This is a genomic window from Rhizobium brockwellii (assembly GCF_000769405.2).
GTDB lineage: Bacteria > Pseudomonadota > Alphaproteobacteria > Rhizobiales > Rhizobiaceae > Rhizobium > Rhizobium brockwellii.
In genome coordinates this window covers 3,931,825-3,947,500 of the sequence record NZ_CP053439.1, presented here as the reverse complement: position 1 = coordinate 3,947,500, position 15,676 = coordinate 3,931,825, and the positions used below count along the sequence as shown (strand labels likewise).

Below are 15,676 nucleotides of genomic sequence, written 5' to 3'. Positions count from 1 at the left end.
AAGCAGCCATCATTTAAAGAAAGCGTAACAGCTCACTGGTCTAAATAAGGGTCTTTGCGCCGAAAATGTAACGGGGCTGAAGCCATGCACCGAAGCTGAGGATTTGCGAGCAATCGCAAGTGGTAGCGGAGCGTTCCGTAAGCTGATGAAGGGAGACCCGTGAGGGCTCCTGGAGGTATCGGAAGTGCGAATGTTGACATGAGTAACGATAAAGAGGGTGAGAGACCCTCTCGCCGAAAGACCAAGGGTTCCTGCTTAAAGTTAATCTGAGCAGGGTTAGCCGGCCCCTAAGGCGAGGCAGAAATGCGTAGTCGATGGGAACCACGTTAATATTCGTGGGCCTGGTGGTAGTGACGGATTGCACAAGTTGTTCATTCTTATTGGATTGGATGGGCAGCGGAGCGGTTCCAGGAAATAGCTCCACCGTATAGACCGTACCCGAAACCGACACAGGTGGTCAGGTAGAGTATACCAAGGCGCTTGAGAGAACTATGTTGAAGGAACTCGGCAAATTGCACGCGTAACTTCGGAAGAAGCGTGACCCCATGCTAGGCAACTATTATGGGGTGGCACAGACCAGGGGGTAGCGACTGTTTATCAAAAACACAGGGCTCTGCGAAGTCGCAAGACGACGTATAGGGTCTGACGCCTGCCCGGTGCTGGAAGGTTAAGAGGAGAGGTGCAAGCTTTGAATCGAAGCCCCAGTAAACGGCGGCCGTAACTATAACGGTCCTAAGGTAGCGAAATTCCTTGTCGGGTAAGTTCCGACCTGCACGAATGGCGTAACGACTTCCCCGCTGTCTCCAACATAGACTCAGTGAAATTGAATTCCCCGTGAAGATGCGGGGTTCCTGCGGTCAGACGGAAAGACCCCGTGCACCTTTACTATAGCTTTACACTGGCATTCGTGTCGGCATGTGTAGGATAGGTGGTAGGCTTTGAAGCGGGGACGCCAGTTTCCGTGGAGCCATCCTTGAAATACCACCCTTATCGTCATGGATGTCTAACCGCGGCCCGTCATCCGGGTCCGGGACAGTGTATGGTGGGTAGTTTGACTGGGGCGGTCGCCTCCGAAAGAGTAACGGAGGCGCGCGATGGTGGGCTCAGACCGGTCGGAAATCGGTCGTCGAGTGCAATGGCATAAGCCCGCCTGACTGCGAGACTGACAAGTCGAGCAGAGACGAAAGTCGGTCATAGTGATCCGGTGGTCCCGCGTGGAAGGGCCATCGCTCAACGGATAAAAGGTACGCCGGGGATAACAGGCTGATGACCCCCAAGAGTCCATATCGACGGGGTTGTTTGGCACCTCGATGTCGGCTCATCGCATCCTGGGGCTGGAGCAGGTCCCAAGGGTTTGGCTGTTCGCCAATTAAAGCGGTACGTGAGCTGGGTTCAGAACGTCGTGAGACAGTTCGGTCCCTATCTGCCGTGGGTGTAGGAATATTGACAGGATCTGTCCCTAGTACGAGAGGACCGGGATGGACATATCTCTGGTGGACCTGTTGTCCTGCCAAGGGCATAGCAGGGTAGCTACATATGGACGGGATAACCGCTGAAGGCATCTAAGCGGGAAACCCACCTGAAAACGAGTATTCCCTATCAGAGCCGTGGAAGACGACCACGTTGATAGGCCGGGTGTGGAAGTGCGGCAACGCATGAAGCTTACCGGTACTAATAGCTCGATTGGCTTGATCGTTCTCATTGACTATGCTCATCGAACTTCGTTCGATGTGCCAGACCTTTGTCCTGACGCGCCAATGGCGCTGCGGACGGCCCGCCAAACGATTGGCGACGGGCCTCTGGCCTGTATGGGTGCCACAAGCACCCGCAGCCGGAAGAGATCGAAAGACGTGTTCAAAAAAGAAAACAGGCTAACGCCTGCCAGCTTCTCAAAACATATAGTTGCGCTTTGCCGACCTGGTGGTTATGGCGGGGTGGCTGCACCCGTTCCCTTTCCGAACACGGCCGTGAAACGCCCCTGCGCCCATGGTACTTCGTCTTAAGACGCGGGAGAGTAGGTCGCTGCCAGGTCTGCAAAGCGCAACTAATCAATCTTCTCATCACAAAACAAACGGCCCAAAGCCGAAACAAAGGGCCGCTCACAAGCGGCCTTTCGTGTTAAAATGCATCAGCAGGAAAACACGAGACAAATTGCAAAAAGCAATTTGCTCGGGCAGTAAGAGTAAACCGCCAAAGCAGTTTACTCAGACGCGACAAATCCCTTCGGGATTTGCGCTAGGCGCGGGGTGGAGCAGCCCGGTAGCTCGTCAGGCTCATAACCTGAAGGCCGCAGGTTCAAATCCTGCCCCCGCAACCAAATCCCATAAAAACATCACTCAAAAGCCCGCCTCGCGCGGGCTTTTGCATTTTTGCTTACCGATAGGTCGAGGCAGGCATCCAGGTCGCGGTAATAGGCTGATGAACCATGCCTTCGCCCCGATCGGCGAAGCGCGCATAGCCTTCGGATCAACCCATTTATCGGTTCTTAAACAAAGAATGACAGCTTAGCTCCAATCAATGTTGGGGATGGGGTTGTGGTAAGTGGTTTGATGTCGCGGGTTCGCATTCAGACGAAGGTGCTCGTACTTTTGGCGCCATTCGTCTTTAGCCTATGCGCAGTGGGACTGACGGGGTACTACGCGTCCAGCCTTCTCGAGGGACGGATGGAGATCTCCAACCATGTTTTGCAATCCCTGAACGGGTTCAAACATGTTTCTTCCAGCATGACCGGCTTTCTGATGAAGCCGTCGCAGGAAGCCCGAGACACAGCGCTTGCGGACGCCCGTGAGCAACTGGAAAACCTGAAGCAGACGATCGAGAGGCTAAGGCCGACGACCGATGTGGGGCTTCTTGACCAGGCGCTTGATCAGTCGCAAATCATCCCGCAAAAGATCGAAGCGATCTGGCAAATCGAAACGGGACAGCAGAAAATTCTCAGTGATGTGGACGCTGCTTCCGCGGCACTTCTTGACCTGCAGGGGCAGGTTGGCAAGCGCTCGTTCATGCTGATGGCCGGCGCGAAAAAGCTGGAAAATGCCAACAAGGGCGGTCTAAATAATTCCGTATCCATCAGCGCCGCCGCCAGTGTCGCGACAAAACTTCGCAATGACTATACGAATGCGACGACGCCGGCTGACAAAGTTGGCCTGCTAGCCAAATATGGGCCTGATTTGCAGAAGGCAAAGGAGCAGCTTTCGCCTGCTGTAGCGACCGAGGCCCTCGCCGCACAGTATGCCGCTGCTGTGGATGCCATCGCCAACGCTTCGAAGGTGTCGCTTGACACTTTGGATGTCCCAGCAACGGATACCGCCGTCGCCAATCTTGCTGCAACTGGCGACAGTCTCAAGACGATAGGCGACGATCTGATGCGGACCTCCGTGCTTGCGCTTGCCGCGTCGGACAAGGATATCTCGCAGGCGACGAATGTCGGCAACGAACTGCGCGCCATCGTTAACAGCAATAACGAGATCCGCGTCGGCTTCGCCGAGCTCGCCGGCAATCCAGACGACGCGCGAGTGAAGAAAGTCCAGCAGTCGATCTACATGTATCAGACCGAGCTCGGCCGTCTCGCCGGCGTGGTGAACGACGATCCCGTCTTTGCCGAAATTCCGAAGAAGGCTCAACCCGTCCTCGACCTGCTCGCGGCGAACGCGGCAGCGCTCTCGGAAGGTGCGGCGCGCAAGCTGGCCGAGTTCGACAGCGCTGCGGGGCAGATCGACAACACCTGGAACCTGCTTGCTCAATTCGCCGAGACGCAGAGGCAAAATGCTGGGCAGGATCGTCAACAGGCCAATAGGATATCCGGCGGCGCGATTGTCATCGGCATCCTGATTGCTATGACCGCGGGTGCCGCGCTGGTCGTCACCCTGAAGGGACCGATCACCCAGATTACCGCAGCGATGCGCAAGATCGCAGAGGGAAGGCTCGATACCGCAATCACCGGCGAGGCACGGGGCGACGAAATCGGCGAAATGGCCCGTGCGCTTTCCGTCTTCAAACAAAATGCGCTATCGAATGTCGAAATGGAACAACAGGCAGAGATCGCGCGTAGCGATGCAGAATCCGAGCGCGCCCGCAACGAACTCGAGCGACGTAGCGCCAAGGTCCAGGTTGACGCCGCAATCGAGGCGCTTGCCGAAGGGCTCACGCGGCTGTCGCGCGGGGAGTTGAATTTTTCGATCGATAAACTCTTTGCCCCTGAACTCGACCGGATCCGCACCGATTTCAACATGTCAGTCGCGGGTCTCAGGGAGACGCTCTGCGATATCCGCGAGACCTCTTCCCTCATCAGCGACAATGGTCGCCAGATGGCGGAAGCCGTTGATGACCTGGCCAGCCGAACGGAAAAGCAGGCGGCCGCACTTGAGGAAACCGCAGCGGCAGTGGAGGAGATTTCTTCCGCCGTCAACACCTCTTCAGGACGGGCAGCAGCAGCGCTTGCGCTTGTCCAACGCGCCAAACAGGGCGCCGACGCTTCGGCTTCAGTGGTCCAAAACGCGGTCTCGGCCATGGGACGGATTGAGGACGCGTCGGGCAAGATCGTTCAGATTGTCAGCGCCATCGACTCCATCGCTTTCCAGACCAATCTCTTGGCCCTAAATGCGGGAGTCGAAGCGGCAAGAGCGGGTGAGGCCGGCAAGGGCTTTGCTGTCGTGGCGCAGGAGGTGCGGGAGTTGGCGCAGCGATCGGCGCGCGCAGCCAAAGAAATCGGCGAGCTCATCAACAATTCTGTCCGCGAGGTTGCGTCCGGCTCCGAATTCGTCGGCCGCACCGGCAATGCGCTGATGGAGATTTCCAGCGAGATCGTTCACATCGTCGGTCATATCGAGCTCATCGCTTCGTCAAGCCGCGACCAAGCAACAACACTCCATTCGATCAACGCGTCGGTGAACGATATTGATCGTATGACGCAGCAAAATGCAGCGATGGTGGAAGAGACGAATGCTGCCACCCGACAGCTATCGTCCGAGGCGCTTGCGCTTACCGACATGATTGCACGCTTTCGGCTTGAAGGCCACGAGAGCCCGGCTTCAAGAGGGTACGAGGCTGCGGCATGACGGCAGCATGTATTCGCAGAACCTGTTAACTTGCTTTCAGATGCATGGTTTCCGATCAGAAGGCTGATGAGTGATACGTTTCCCTTCATCAGTTTTCAGGCGCACGATAGTTGCTAAAATAGCAATATTCTAATATACGTGGAGCCGGCGTTTTAATATTTTCGCAGCGGCAAGCAACGTCCCTCCAATTGGCGGGCGTTTATTATCCTGTTCGGCAGGACGTTTGATTTCATGAAGTAAATTAGAGATTTGTAGGGAGAGGAATAATGCGAAAATGGGCATCTTCTCTACTGACGGCTCCGCATGGACGGCGTCGCCTTCTGTTTGGTATCTCGGGATTGCCAGCGCTCTGCGCAGTGGTGCTCTTTGCTGGTGTCGCGTCCGCGCAGGCGCCGACTGAAGAGCAGCGCAATGCTATCAAGGCGGAATGTCGATCCGATTTCATAGCACAATGTTCAGGGGTGACGCCGGGCGGCATCGAGGCGCTCACTTGTCTGCAACAGCATAATGCCACACTGTCAGCGGGCTGCCGGAAGGCGGTGTCGGCGGTCAGCAAACCCAAGTCGACATCCGCGGAGCCGGCCCCGGCGGCGCCCGCAACCACTGGGGCGACCAGCCCGGCGCCCGCCACCGGTACGCCAGCGCATCAGCCAACGCAGGCGCAGCGCAACGCCGTCAAATCGGCCTGCCAACGCGATTTCATGGCGCAATGCTCCGGCGTCACACCGGGCGGCACCGAGGCACTCAGCTGCTTGCAGCAGCACAATGCCGCTCTTTCGGCGCCGTGTCAGCAAGCCGTTGCGGCCTTGGGCGGATCAACCCCAGCCGCCGGCGGTGCAGCGGCGACGGTTGCGACCACGCCTGCTCCGCGGGCCATGATGCCGGCCTTCTCGCCGCGCGAGGAACTGATGGTCCTGCGTGAAACCTGCGGATCGGATTTTCGGGCCCTGTGCCGGATGGTGCCTCTGGGCGGAGGGCGGGGTATCGCTTGCCTGCGGGACAATCTGCAACGCGTGTCGCCTGCCTGTCATAGGGTGCTGACCTCGGGACTATAGCGTCTGTTCGAATCTCCCGCCGTGAAGAGCCACCCCGAACAGTAACCTGCCTGCGCACCAAACCGTAGGTGATCGCGCGACAGGCCGTTGCGACAGTCCTACTAAACCTTCGATATCTCCGTTTCCGCGAGGCCCGCGGTCTTTGTGCGCCCTTTCCAATATTCCTCGAGGCGCTGCAACAGGACGTAGAAGGACGGGACAAAGAGGACGGCGAGGCAGGTCGAGGCGATCATGCCGCTGAAGACCGATATGCCGATCGATTTGCGGGCGGATGCGCCGGCGCCGGTCGCCAGTACCAGCGGCAGGACGCCGAGGATAAAGGCGAAGGACGTCATCAGAATTGGCCGGAAGCGCAGGCGGGCGGCCTCGACGGCCGCGTCCAGGATTTCCATGCCTTCCGCTCGCCTTTCCCTAGCATATTCGACGATGAGGATGGCATTCTTCGATGCAAGCGCGATCAACAGAATAAGGCCGATCTGCGTATAGAGGTTGTTGGCAACGCCGGCTGCCATAAGCGCTGCCACCGTGCCAAGGAGGGCGAGCGGCACGGCGAGAAGGACTGCCAGCGGCAAAATCCAGCTTTCATACTGGCCCGCGAGCACGAAATAGACGAGGAGCATGGCGAGCGCGAAGATGAAATAGATCTGCCCGCCCACGGCCTTCTCCTGATAGGACAGCGCCGTCCACTCGAAGCTTGTGCCCGGCGGCAGTGTCTGATCGGCAATCTGCTCCATGACGTCGAGCGACTGGCCGGAACTGAAGCCGGCGGCAGGCCCGCCAACGATGGTTGCAGACGGGTAGAGATTGTAGAGGCTGATCAGCGAGGGGCCTTGTGTCGTCGTGACATCGACGACCGTGCCGAGCGGCACCATCGCGCCATCGCCGGCTTTGACCTTCAGATTGCGGATGTCTTCGGCGCTGACCCGGAAGTCGGAAGCGGCTTGCGCATAGACCTGGAAGGTACGGCCAAATTTGTTGAACTGGGTGACATAGCTCGACCCGACATAGCCGGAGAGAGCGGAGAAGACCTGGCCCACCGTAATCCCCAGTGTCTCCGCCTTGATGCGATCGACGGAAACGGCAAGTTGCGGCACGTTCGAGCGAAAAGGCGTGCTCAGCCTTTGCAGCGACGATTGAGCACTGCCGTTCTTGACGATCGTGTCGGCAAGCGATTGCAGCAGCGGGTAATCGGAAATGCCGTTCCTGATCTCGACCTGCATGGTGAAGCCGCTGGCATTGCCGACGCCCTGGATCGGAGGCGGTACCACCACCAGCGTCTTGGCGGCCAGCACACTTTGCAGCGCGCCGTTCAAATGCTGGTAGATCGACAGCAGATCCTGCCCCTTTTCCTTACCGCGCTCGTCCCAATCCTTCAGCACGACATAGGCGACGCCGGCATTCTGCAGGCTGGCATTGTTGTCGAGAACGGAGATACCGCTGATGGTCAGCACCTGATCGACGCCGGGTGTGGCTTTGGCGATCCTGCCGACCTCTTCCATCACCGCGTCTGTGCGCTCCTTGGATGCGCCGTCGGGCAACTGCGCACTGATCAGCACATAGCCTTGATCCTCGATGGGCAGAAATGCAGTCGGCAGACGGGTGAGCCCCCAGACGGCGACACCGATCAGCACAAGTGCTGCTATGACCATGATGCCGCTGTGGCGGGTCATCGATCCGATCAGCCCGGCATAGCTGCGTTCACCCCTGTCATAGACCCTGTTGAAGCCGCGATAGAAGATGTTGCGTTTCTCGGGCGGGATCGGCGGGCGCAGCCAAAGGGCGCATTGCGTCGGTTTCAGCGTGACGGCATTGATGGCGCTGATCAGCGCCGTGGCGGCGATGACGAGGGCAAACTGCCGGTAGAGCTGTCCGGTCAGGCCGGGCAGGAAGGCTGCCGGAATGAAAACGGCCATCAGCACCAGCGTGATGCCTATGACCGGACCGAGCAGTTCCTCCATCGCCTTTTCGGCCGCCTTTCGGCCGGACATGCCCGCCTCGATGTGTCGAGCAACGCCTTCGACGATGACGATGGCGTCATCGACGACGATACCGATGGCAAGAACGATGGCAAACAGCGTCGACAGGTTGACGGTGAAGCCCAATGCCGCCATGGCCGCGAAGGCGCCGATGATGGTGACAGGGACTGTGGTCGCCGGGACCAGCATCGCCCGCCAATCCTGCAGGAAAACGAGAATGACGATGAGAACGAGAACGCCGGCCTCGATCAAGGTGACGTAGACTTCGTCGATGGAAGCCCCGACGAATTTCGTCGTGTCGAACGGCACGTGATATTCGAGGCTCGGCGGGAAGCTCTTCGAGAGCTCCTGCATTTTCGTGTTCACTGCCTGCGCCACCGCAATGGCGTTTGCCTCCGGCAGCTGAAAAATGCCGATACCGGCCGCCGGTCGGCCGTTCTGCATGAAAGACTGGCTGTAAGTCTGGGCGCCGAGTTCGACGCGGCCGATATCGCGGATGCGCGTGACGCGGCCGCCCTGTCCGCTTTCGACCTTGACGACGATGTTTTCGTAGTCGGACGCCTCGTTCAGCCGGCCATTGACGTTCAGCGTGTATTGGAAGACCTGCCCCTTCGGCACCGGCGGAATGCCGATCTGGCCGGCGGCCACCTCCTGGCTCTGCTGCTGCACGACGCTGACCACATCCTGCGGCGTCAGGCCGCGCGCCTGCAGCAGGTTCGGATCCATCCAGATGCGCATGGCATACTGGCCGGCACCGAACACGGTAACGTTGCCGACACCCGGCAGGCGGGCAAGTTCATTCTGTAGATTGATGACGGCGTAGTTCGACAGGAACAGGCTGTCATAGCGGCTGTCGGGCGAGGTCAGGCTGACGAAGCCGAGGATCGCCGTCGATTTCTTTTGCGTCGTCACGCCCTGAAGTTGCACCGCTTCGGGAAGCGATGACATCGCTATGGCAACGCGGTTTTGCACCAGAACCTGGACCTGGTCCGGATCCGTTCCGATGGCAAAGGTCACGGTTAGCGAATAGGTGCCGTCGCTGGCGCTCGTCGACTGCATGTAGAGCATGTCCTGTACGCCGTTGACCTGCTGCTCGATCGGCAGCGCGACGGTGTCGATGAGGGTCTGTGCGCTGGCGCCCGGGAAGCGCGTCGTCACCTGTACCGTCGGCGGAACGACATTCGGATATTGCGCCACAGGCAGCTGGAACAGAGCCACCGCGCCGATGAGCACGAAAACCAACGCCAGAACATTGGCGAGTATCGGTCGCTCGATGAAGAAACGCGAGATCATGCTGTTATCCTTAGACGCTCAGATGAAGCATGGCGGCGAATTCATTGCGTAGTGGTCTTGGCCTTGGCATTGCCGGCGGCAGCTGCCGCCGGGTTCATTTCTATTTTCTCGGGCGCGACCTTGCCGCCGGGAATGGCCTGCTGGATACCTTGCGTCACGACCCAGTCGGCCGGATCGAGGCCGGACTCGATGACACGGAGCGCACCTTCGCGCTGGCCGGTCTTGACCTGCTTCTGCTCGATGACGTCATCCTTGCCGAGAACGAGCAGGTAGCTGCCCAGCTGGTTTGTCCCGATGGCGTCGTCACGCACCAGCAGAGCCTTGTCGTTATGGCCGACCGGCACCCGGACGCGCACGAAGAGGCCGGGCAGCATGGCGTGCTCCTTGTTGTCGAAGAGGGCGCGCACCTGAAGCGTGCCTGTAGAGGCATCGAGTTGCGGCGAGACGTAATCGAGATGTCCCTTATGCGGGTAGCCTTCCTCGGTCTGCAGGCCGAGTTCTGCCGGAATGCTTGGAAGGTCCGTCTGCTTGAAGGTGCGCCCCTGCTTTGCCAGGGTTTCCTTGATCATCAGCACCTGGGTTTCGCTGACGTTGAAATAGGCATAGAGCGGATCGGTCTGAACGATGCTGGCGAGTTTGGTGGGACCGGATACGCCGACAAGTGCTCCGATATCGACGAGGTGATCGGTGACGGTGCCGTCGAACGGGGCTAGCACCTCCGTATATCCGAGGTTGATCGTCGCGAGATCGAGATTGGCCTGGGCATTGAGGATGGACGCATTCGCCTCGTCGAGCGTCGCCTTGGCGCTGTCGACCGCGGTCTGCGTGGTGACCTGTTGCTTCGACAGATTGAGCTGCCGGTCGTATTCCTGCTGCGCGCCGACCTGAGACGCCTGTTGCGAGGCGAGCGATGCCTTGGCCTGATCCAGTTGTGCCTGATAGGTGTTGGGCTCAATTCCGAAGAGCCTGGTGCCCTTCATCACCGTCATGCCGTCCTGGTAGTCGATCGATTGGACGTAGCCTTGGACGCGCGCCTCGATATCGACGGAGTTGAGCGGCGCCGTGTTGCCGGTGAGTTCGAAATAGAGCGTCACCGGTTGCTGGATCGGCTGGGCGACCCGAACCGGAGGTGGAGGAGGGGCAACGTAAGTATTGCCGCTTTCCTCACAGCCAGCGAGAATTGCCATGCCGGCGAGCACCACAGACAGGTGCAGACCCTGATACAATCTCACACGCATTGCCGCCGCCCCGATGTTTACGAGCCTACTGCATAATTCAAAGATCTACAGCGTCCTTTGCGCGTCCGGAAAGACGCGCGGCGCTGTAGTCTTTATGCGTGCCTCGGCGGAGACGACCCCTCTCCGAAAAGTTCCGGGCATGTGATATTATGTCGCGGCATTGCTAAAAATTGCAATAGCTGCTGGTGCACAATCTGTGTCGAAGCTCACTCTCGACGGACGCCATGACATGGCTAGGGTTTGCCGAGGCGTTCGATGGCAGACTGTAGTGGTGCATCCGAAACATGGACCAGCCCGACATAGGGATTGGCCATATCCGAAATCAGGAAGATCGCGCCCGCGACGGACATGGCGCAAACAAGTAGAATTGACAGCACCGTCGGATTGGTCGGCGCCTGCAGCCCGAAGGTCGCAAAAAGCAGCGCGAGCCAACAGACGAGAACGGTCAGAAAAGCCCAGGGCAAACCCTCTTTACCGGATTCGACCAGCAGCCAGTGGGTTTCGGCTACCATGCCGCTCACCTCCAGAGCACGCGTCTGGAGAGAGCGCTGCCCCGCATCCTTCGGCGTCAGGGATCGAAGGTCGGCCTGAACCGCCTCTATATCCTGATATTCTCCCAACGCCTTGGCGGATGGCTCGTCGGTGGTCTCGGCAGACCAGCCGCGGCTCAGTCGTTTCGCGATGAGTTCACGCAACAATTGCCGCGCGTTGTCTGTTTCCGGCCCGTATTGCGCCATGACGCGGTCAAGTAGCAGTACGCGTGCGGCGGCCGTTCTCATCTCCACTTCGGCGTTGTCGTAGGTCGACTTGGCGGATGCGATCAGGAGGCCGAGCGCCAGGGCCGACAGCGTTCCCACCACTGCGGTCGCCAGCCTGATGGCGTCCTTGGATTCCGCATTGAGATGATGATCGGGTAAGCGGGCACGCACGATCAATCCTATCGACGTCGCCATCGACAGAAATAGAAATACCAGCCCGCCAACCAAGAGTGAGCCCAAGTCCGGTCTCCGTATCGCCACGTAAGTCCTGCAGCCACCTTGCAAGCTGTGCAATAGCTCCCGTCATCATAGCGGAAGACAGACCAAGCGCGGGACTCTTTCCTTTCCTGATCTTTTGCGGCCGCAATCGCGCGGGTCTCATTGCTGGAAAATCAGCAATACGTAAGCCAGGAAAAGCACCAGATGGACAGCGCCTTGCATGAGATGCGTGCGGCCGCTGGCAAAGGTAATGATGCTGACGGCAAGAGTGAGCAGGAGCATCACCAGATCCCCATGCTCCAGTCCGAGTGTCACGGGGTGTCCGTAGAGCTGACTGACAACAAGCATCGCCGGTACAGTCAGCCCGATCGTCGACAATACCGAACCAAGGAAAATGTTGACGGAGCGCTGAAGATTATTGGCGATGGAAGCACGCACGGCGCTGATTGCCTCAGGCGTCGCGACCAAGATGGCCATGACAACACCGCCAAAGGCGGTCGGAGCGTGCAGGGTTTCGATAATGTAATCGATCGGTCGGGCAAGCTGTTCGACGAGAAAGACGACGGGAGCCATATAGGCGAAAAGCAGAATGGCATGAGACCAGACCGGTCCATGGCGAGGGACACGTTCGCTGATGGGCTCGTGACGGTTGCTGTCATCAGCGAAATAGTCCCGATGGCGGCCGGCCTGAAGAAGCAGAAACGTAGCGTAAAGGCCGACCGATATTATGCCCAGTATCAGTTGTCTCGGTGCGGATGGATGCTGTCCGTCCGGGCCTGCAAGAAATGTCGGCATCACCAGGCTCAGGGTCGCCAGCGGGACGATGACCCCGAGATAGGCGTTGGCGCCCTGCAGATTATGCTGCTGTTCCGGTCGCCGCCATGCGCCCAGCAGCAAGGACAAGCCGACCATGCCGTTCAAGATGATCATGACGACTGCGAACAGGGTGTCGCGCGCAAGCGTGGGGTTGTTCTCGCCGTGAAGCATGACGGCTGATATTGCCATCACCTCGATCGAGGTTATGGCAAGCGTCAGAATGAGCGTGCCGTAGGGCTCCTTCAGCCGCTCAGCCAAATGATCCGCGTGCCGGACAACCGACAGAGCGGAGCCGAGGACGGCACCGAACAGCCATGCGAAAACGACAGTGAACCAAAGCGGATCGGAAAGCTGCCCGAAGAGCTGCTCCTGGAAAACAAGAAACGCCAAGCTCGATGCGACGCTGACGCCTAGGAACCATTCCTGGCGTATCAGGCTGCTTGCGCCGACCGCGCGCAATGCCGGACCGTCCGTCATTGAAGCCACCCGTCTTCTGGCGAATGCCGCCGCAATGCGATCCTCAAGACCATTGTGTCCGCCCGCTGTCTTGTGCCCGTCACATGAGCAGGCGGAGACGAGGCTGCCTCAAGGCGAAGCGAAGCTCAAGCCAGATCGTGTGTCACTGCCTAAAACTTGCAGGTCTCTGTAGTCTCATCAACCACTGCTCCCGACAAAAAAGGGACTACCGCCAAACGGAAGGCAAGGAGAGGTCGGTCAAAGCTCGGCGCGGTGGTTGCAGCGCGTTGCGGTTCCCGCTCACGCCGCGTCTTCCATTATTCGCGGCCGGTTGCCGGGATTGCTGCGCCAGTGACGACGGCTGCGGCCGGCGAAATCAGGAAGGCGATGAGGCGGGCGATCGATTGCGGCGATACCCAGCCCTCCGTCTTCGCATCGGGCATGGCCGCGCGATTCTCAGGCGTGTCGATTGTCCCGGGCAGGATGCAGTTGGCAGTGATGCGGTCGTCGCGGCATTCGGCAGCGATCGCCTCGGTCAGCCGGATGACAGCGGCTTTCGAGGCGGCGTAAGCGGCCTGCTTGGCGCCGGCCTTCAGCCCGGGTGCCGCGGCGATATGAACGATGCGGCCGTAGCCGGCGGCCTTCATCGTCGGGAGAACCGCGGCGCTGATCGTCAGGGCGGTGCGGGCGTTTGCGGTCATCATCGTCTCCCACTGCGCGGGGGCCTCCGGCCCGACCGGCCCCATCTGGAAACCACCGACGGTGTTGACCAACGCGCTCACGCCGCCGAAGCGCTTGACGGCCCGGGAGACAGCGGCGGCGCAAGAAGCATAATCGGTGAGATCCGTTCCCGCGATCGACAGAAACTCGGTGGAAGCTGGAAGATCGCTGGCCAAGGCTTCCAGCTCATTGCTCGAACGGTCCATGCAGACGAGTTTCGCGCCGGCGTTGGCAAGCTCGCGGACAACAGCGCTGCCGAGGTTGCCGCCGGCTCCGGTGACGATCACCGCTTTCTGGCTATTCATGGCAATCGATCTCCTGATGGTGCCGGTGCTGGGCGATGCAACGCATTGTTGATCCAGGCTGCGCGGTAGCGCAAGCCCAGCGCCCAGGACAGGTCAGACGTTTGCCGAACGGCCCTAACTGTATCGGGCCGGCTTTCAGTGATATTTCGCCCGTTCGCGGCCGAGGATGACAGGTGCGTCGAGGCCTGAGATGGGACGAGTGACATCGGCCGGGATGTCGCCGGTGAGCTGCAGGTCGAGATAGCGAGCGCAGCAAACCCGCAGGAAGGACGTGAAGTTGCCGAGATCGTGGCCTGCATCGATCGATTCATGATGCAGCCGGGTGATCAGCTGGACGACATTCATGCCGTCGCGGCGGGCGATTTCCTCCAGCTTCGCCCAGAAGAAGTTCTCCAGCCTGACGCTGGTGACCATGCCGTCGATGCGTAGCGATCGGGTGGCGCTTTCCCAGAGCCGAGCATCCGCCTTGATGAACAGTTCACACATATCGTCCTCCCGGTGCCGCCCTCCTCAGGCGGCGTTGGTTTCGAGCAGTGCTGCGGCATCGAGCACGGCCATGAACTGGCGCAGCCACGACGGATGCGCCGGCCAGGCGGGCGCCGTGACCAGATTGCCGTCCGAGACTGCATCGCTGATGGCGATATCGGCATAAATGCCGCCGGCAAGCTCGACCTCCGGGCGGCAGGCGGGATAGGCCGAGCAGGTGCGGCCCTTCAGCACGCCGGCAGCGGCGAGCAATTGCGCGCCATGGCAGATGGCGGCGACGGGTTTTCCGGCGTCGAAGAAGTGCCGGACGAATTTGAGGACGTCGGCATTGAGGCGAAGATATTCGGGCGCGCGGCCGCCGGGGATGACGAGGGCATCGTAATCTTCAGCGCGCACACTGCCGAAAGTGGCGTTCAGCGCGAAATTATGGCCGCGCTTTTCGGAATAGGTCTGGTCGCCTTCGAAATCGTGGATGGCGGTGGCGACGGTCTCGCCAGCGTTCTTGCCGGGGCAGACGGCATCGACCGTATAGCCGCAGGCGAGCAGTGTCTGGAACGGCACCATCGTTTCGTAATCTTCGGTGAAATCACCTGTTATCATCAGGATCTTTGAAGCTGGCATCGTTTCCTCCCTTTGAAACCAACAGGCGGAGAGTAGCAAAGAGCTGTGGAGAGCAGGTACTATGGGAATACTACAGGCGAAATTCGCACCCGATAAGGCGACGGCATTAAACCGCCCTGACCTTCACATCAGGTACTGTGCAAGCCTCGCCGCCGCCGAAGAGGCGGGAACGGGTGAGGAAGCGCTTCTCGCGGCCGTTGTCGAGCGAGAACATGCCGCCGCGACCGGGCACGACGTCGATGATCAGCTGCGTATGCTTCCACGCCTCGAACTGGCTGGCGCTGATATAAACAGGTACGCCGCCGATCTCGCCGAGCTTGACGTCGTTGTCGCCGATCATGAATTCGTTAGCCGGATAACACATAGGCGAGGAGCCGTCGCAGCAGCCGCCGGACTGGTGGAAGAGGATCTCGGGATGATCCCGCTTGATCTCGCCGATGAGAGCGAGTGCTGCATCGGTCGCGAGAACACGTGGTTCGCCGTTGACGGTGGTTTCCATCACTCTTCCTCCAAAGTTTCGGGAGGAGAGCTCACCTCCCCTCCCCAACCCCTCCCCACAAGGGGGAGGGACTTATAATGCCGCTCCGACAACTCACCTCGCTGAAGTTTCGGCAAGAAGATACGTTTTTAGAACGAGGCAGTTCAATGGGTTAAGCCCCTCCCCCTTGTGGGGAGG

10 protein-coding genes, 1 tRNA gene and 2 rRNA genes (1 of these 13 cut by a window edge) are annotated in these 15,676 nt (G+C 59.5%); 5 read left to right on the top strand and 8 right to left on the bottom strand.

The features are described 5' to 3' along the window. The 5 genes from RLCC275e_RS19380 to RLCC275e_RS19360 form a co-directional block, all read left to right on the top strand. Window positions 1-1,696 (top strand): 23S ribosomal RNA (locus RLCC275e_RS19380) (it extends 1,247 nt beyond the left edge of the window). Window positions 1,697-1,916: 220 nt separating this feature from the next. Further along, window positions 1,917-2,031: ribosomal RNA gene (rrf, locus tag RLCC275e_RS19375) — 5S ribosomal RNA — on the top strand. Window positions 2,032-2,240: 209 nt separating this feature from the next. After that, a tRNA-Met gene (locus RLCC275e_RS19370) sits at window positions 2,241-2,317 on the top strand. A gap of 217 nt (window positions 2,318-2,534) precedes the next feature. Next, window positions 2,535-5,057: a methyl-accepting chemotaxis protein gene (locus RLCC275e_RS19365; protein WP_033179792.1), complete on the top strand. Its 2,523-nt coding sequence runs from the start codon at window positions 2,535-2,537 to the stop codon at window positions 5,055-5,057. A 266-nt stretch (window positions 5,058-5,323) separates the two neighbouring features. Beyond that, window positions 5,324-6,112 (top strand): hypothetical protein, encoded by a 789-nt coding sequence (locus RLCC275e_RS19360; RefSeq protein WP_033179793.1) that lies wholly within the window; start codon window positions 5,324-5,326, stop codon window positions 6,110-6,112. A gap of 101 nt (window positions 6,113-6,213) precedes the next feature. Here RLCC275e_RS19360 and RLCC275e_RS19355 read toward each other — a convergent pair whose 3' ends face one another. The 8 genes from RLCC275e_RS19355 to RLCC275e_RS19320 all read right to left on the bottom strand — a co-directional run bounded on the left by RLCC275e_RS19355 (window position 6,214) and on the right by RLCC275e_RS19320 (window position 15,499). Beyond that, window positions 6,214-9,381, bottom strand: coding sequence for an efflux RND transporter permease subunit (locus RLCC275e_RS19355; protein ID WP_033179794.1), 3,168 nt, complete (start codon window positions 9,379-9,381; stop codon window positions 6,214-6,216). Between the two features lie 41 nt (window positions 9,382-9,422). Further along, a complete protein-coding gene (locus tag RLCC275e_RS19350; protein ID WP_033179795.1) occupies window positions 9,423-10,619 on the bottom strand; it encodes an efflux RND transporter periplasmic adaptor subunit in 1,197 nt (398 codons plus the stop codon). Window positions 10,620-10,852: 233 nt separating this feature from the next. Then, on the bottom strand, window positions 10,853-11,617 hold the full coding sequence (locus RLCC275e_RS19345; protein ID WP_050516791.1) for a bestrophin-like domain: 765 nt from the start codon (window positions 11,615-11,617) through the stop codon (window positions 10,853-10,855). 138 nt (window positions 11,618-11,755) lie between these two features. Further along, complete coding sequence (locus tag RLCC275e_RS19340) at window positions 11,756-12,889, bottom strand: calcium:cation antiporter (RefSeq protein ID WP_033179796.1); 1,134 nt, start codon at window positions 12,887-12,889, stop codon at window positions 11,756-11,758. Window positions 12,890-13,185: 296 nt separating this feature from the next. Further along, window positions 13,186-13,893 (bottom strand): SDR family NAD(P)-dependent oxidoreductase, encoded by a 708-nt coding sequence (locus tag RLCC275e_RS19335; protein WP_033179797.1) that lies wholly within the window; start codon window positions 13,891-13,893, stop codon window positions 13,186-13,188. A 135-nt stretch (window positions 13,894-14,028) separates the two neighbouring features. Next, window positions 14,029-14,379, bottom strand: coding sequence for a ribbon-helix-helix domain-containing protein (locus RLCC275e_RS19330; protein ID WP_033179798.1), 351 nt, complete (start codon window positions 14,377-14,379; stop codon window positions 14,029-14,031). 24 nt (window positions 14,380-14,403) lie between these two features. Beyond that, complete coding sequence (locus RLCC275e_RS19325; RefSeq protein WP_011653664.1) at window positions 14,404-15,000, bottom strand: DJ-1/PfpI family protein; 597 nt, start codon at window positions 14,998-15,000, stop codon at window positions 14,404-14,406. Window positions 15,001-15,106: 106 nt separating this feature from the next. Next, complete coding sequence (locus tag RLCC275e_RS19320) at window positions 15,107-15,499, bottom strand: DUF779 domain-containing protein (protein ID WP_033179799.1); 393 nt, start codon at window positions 15,497-15,499, stop codon at window positions 15,107-15,109. Between the last annotated feature and the right edge of the window lie 177 nt (window positions 15,500-15,676).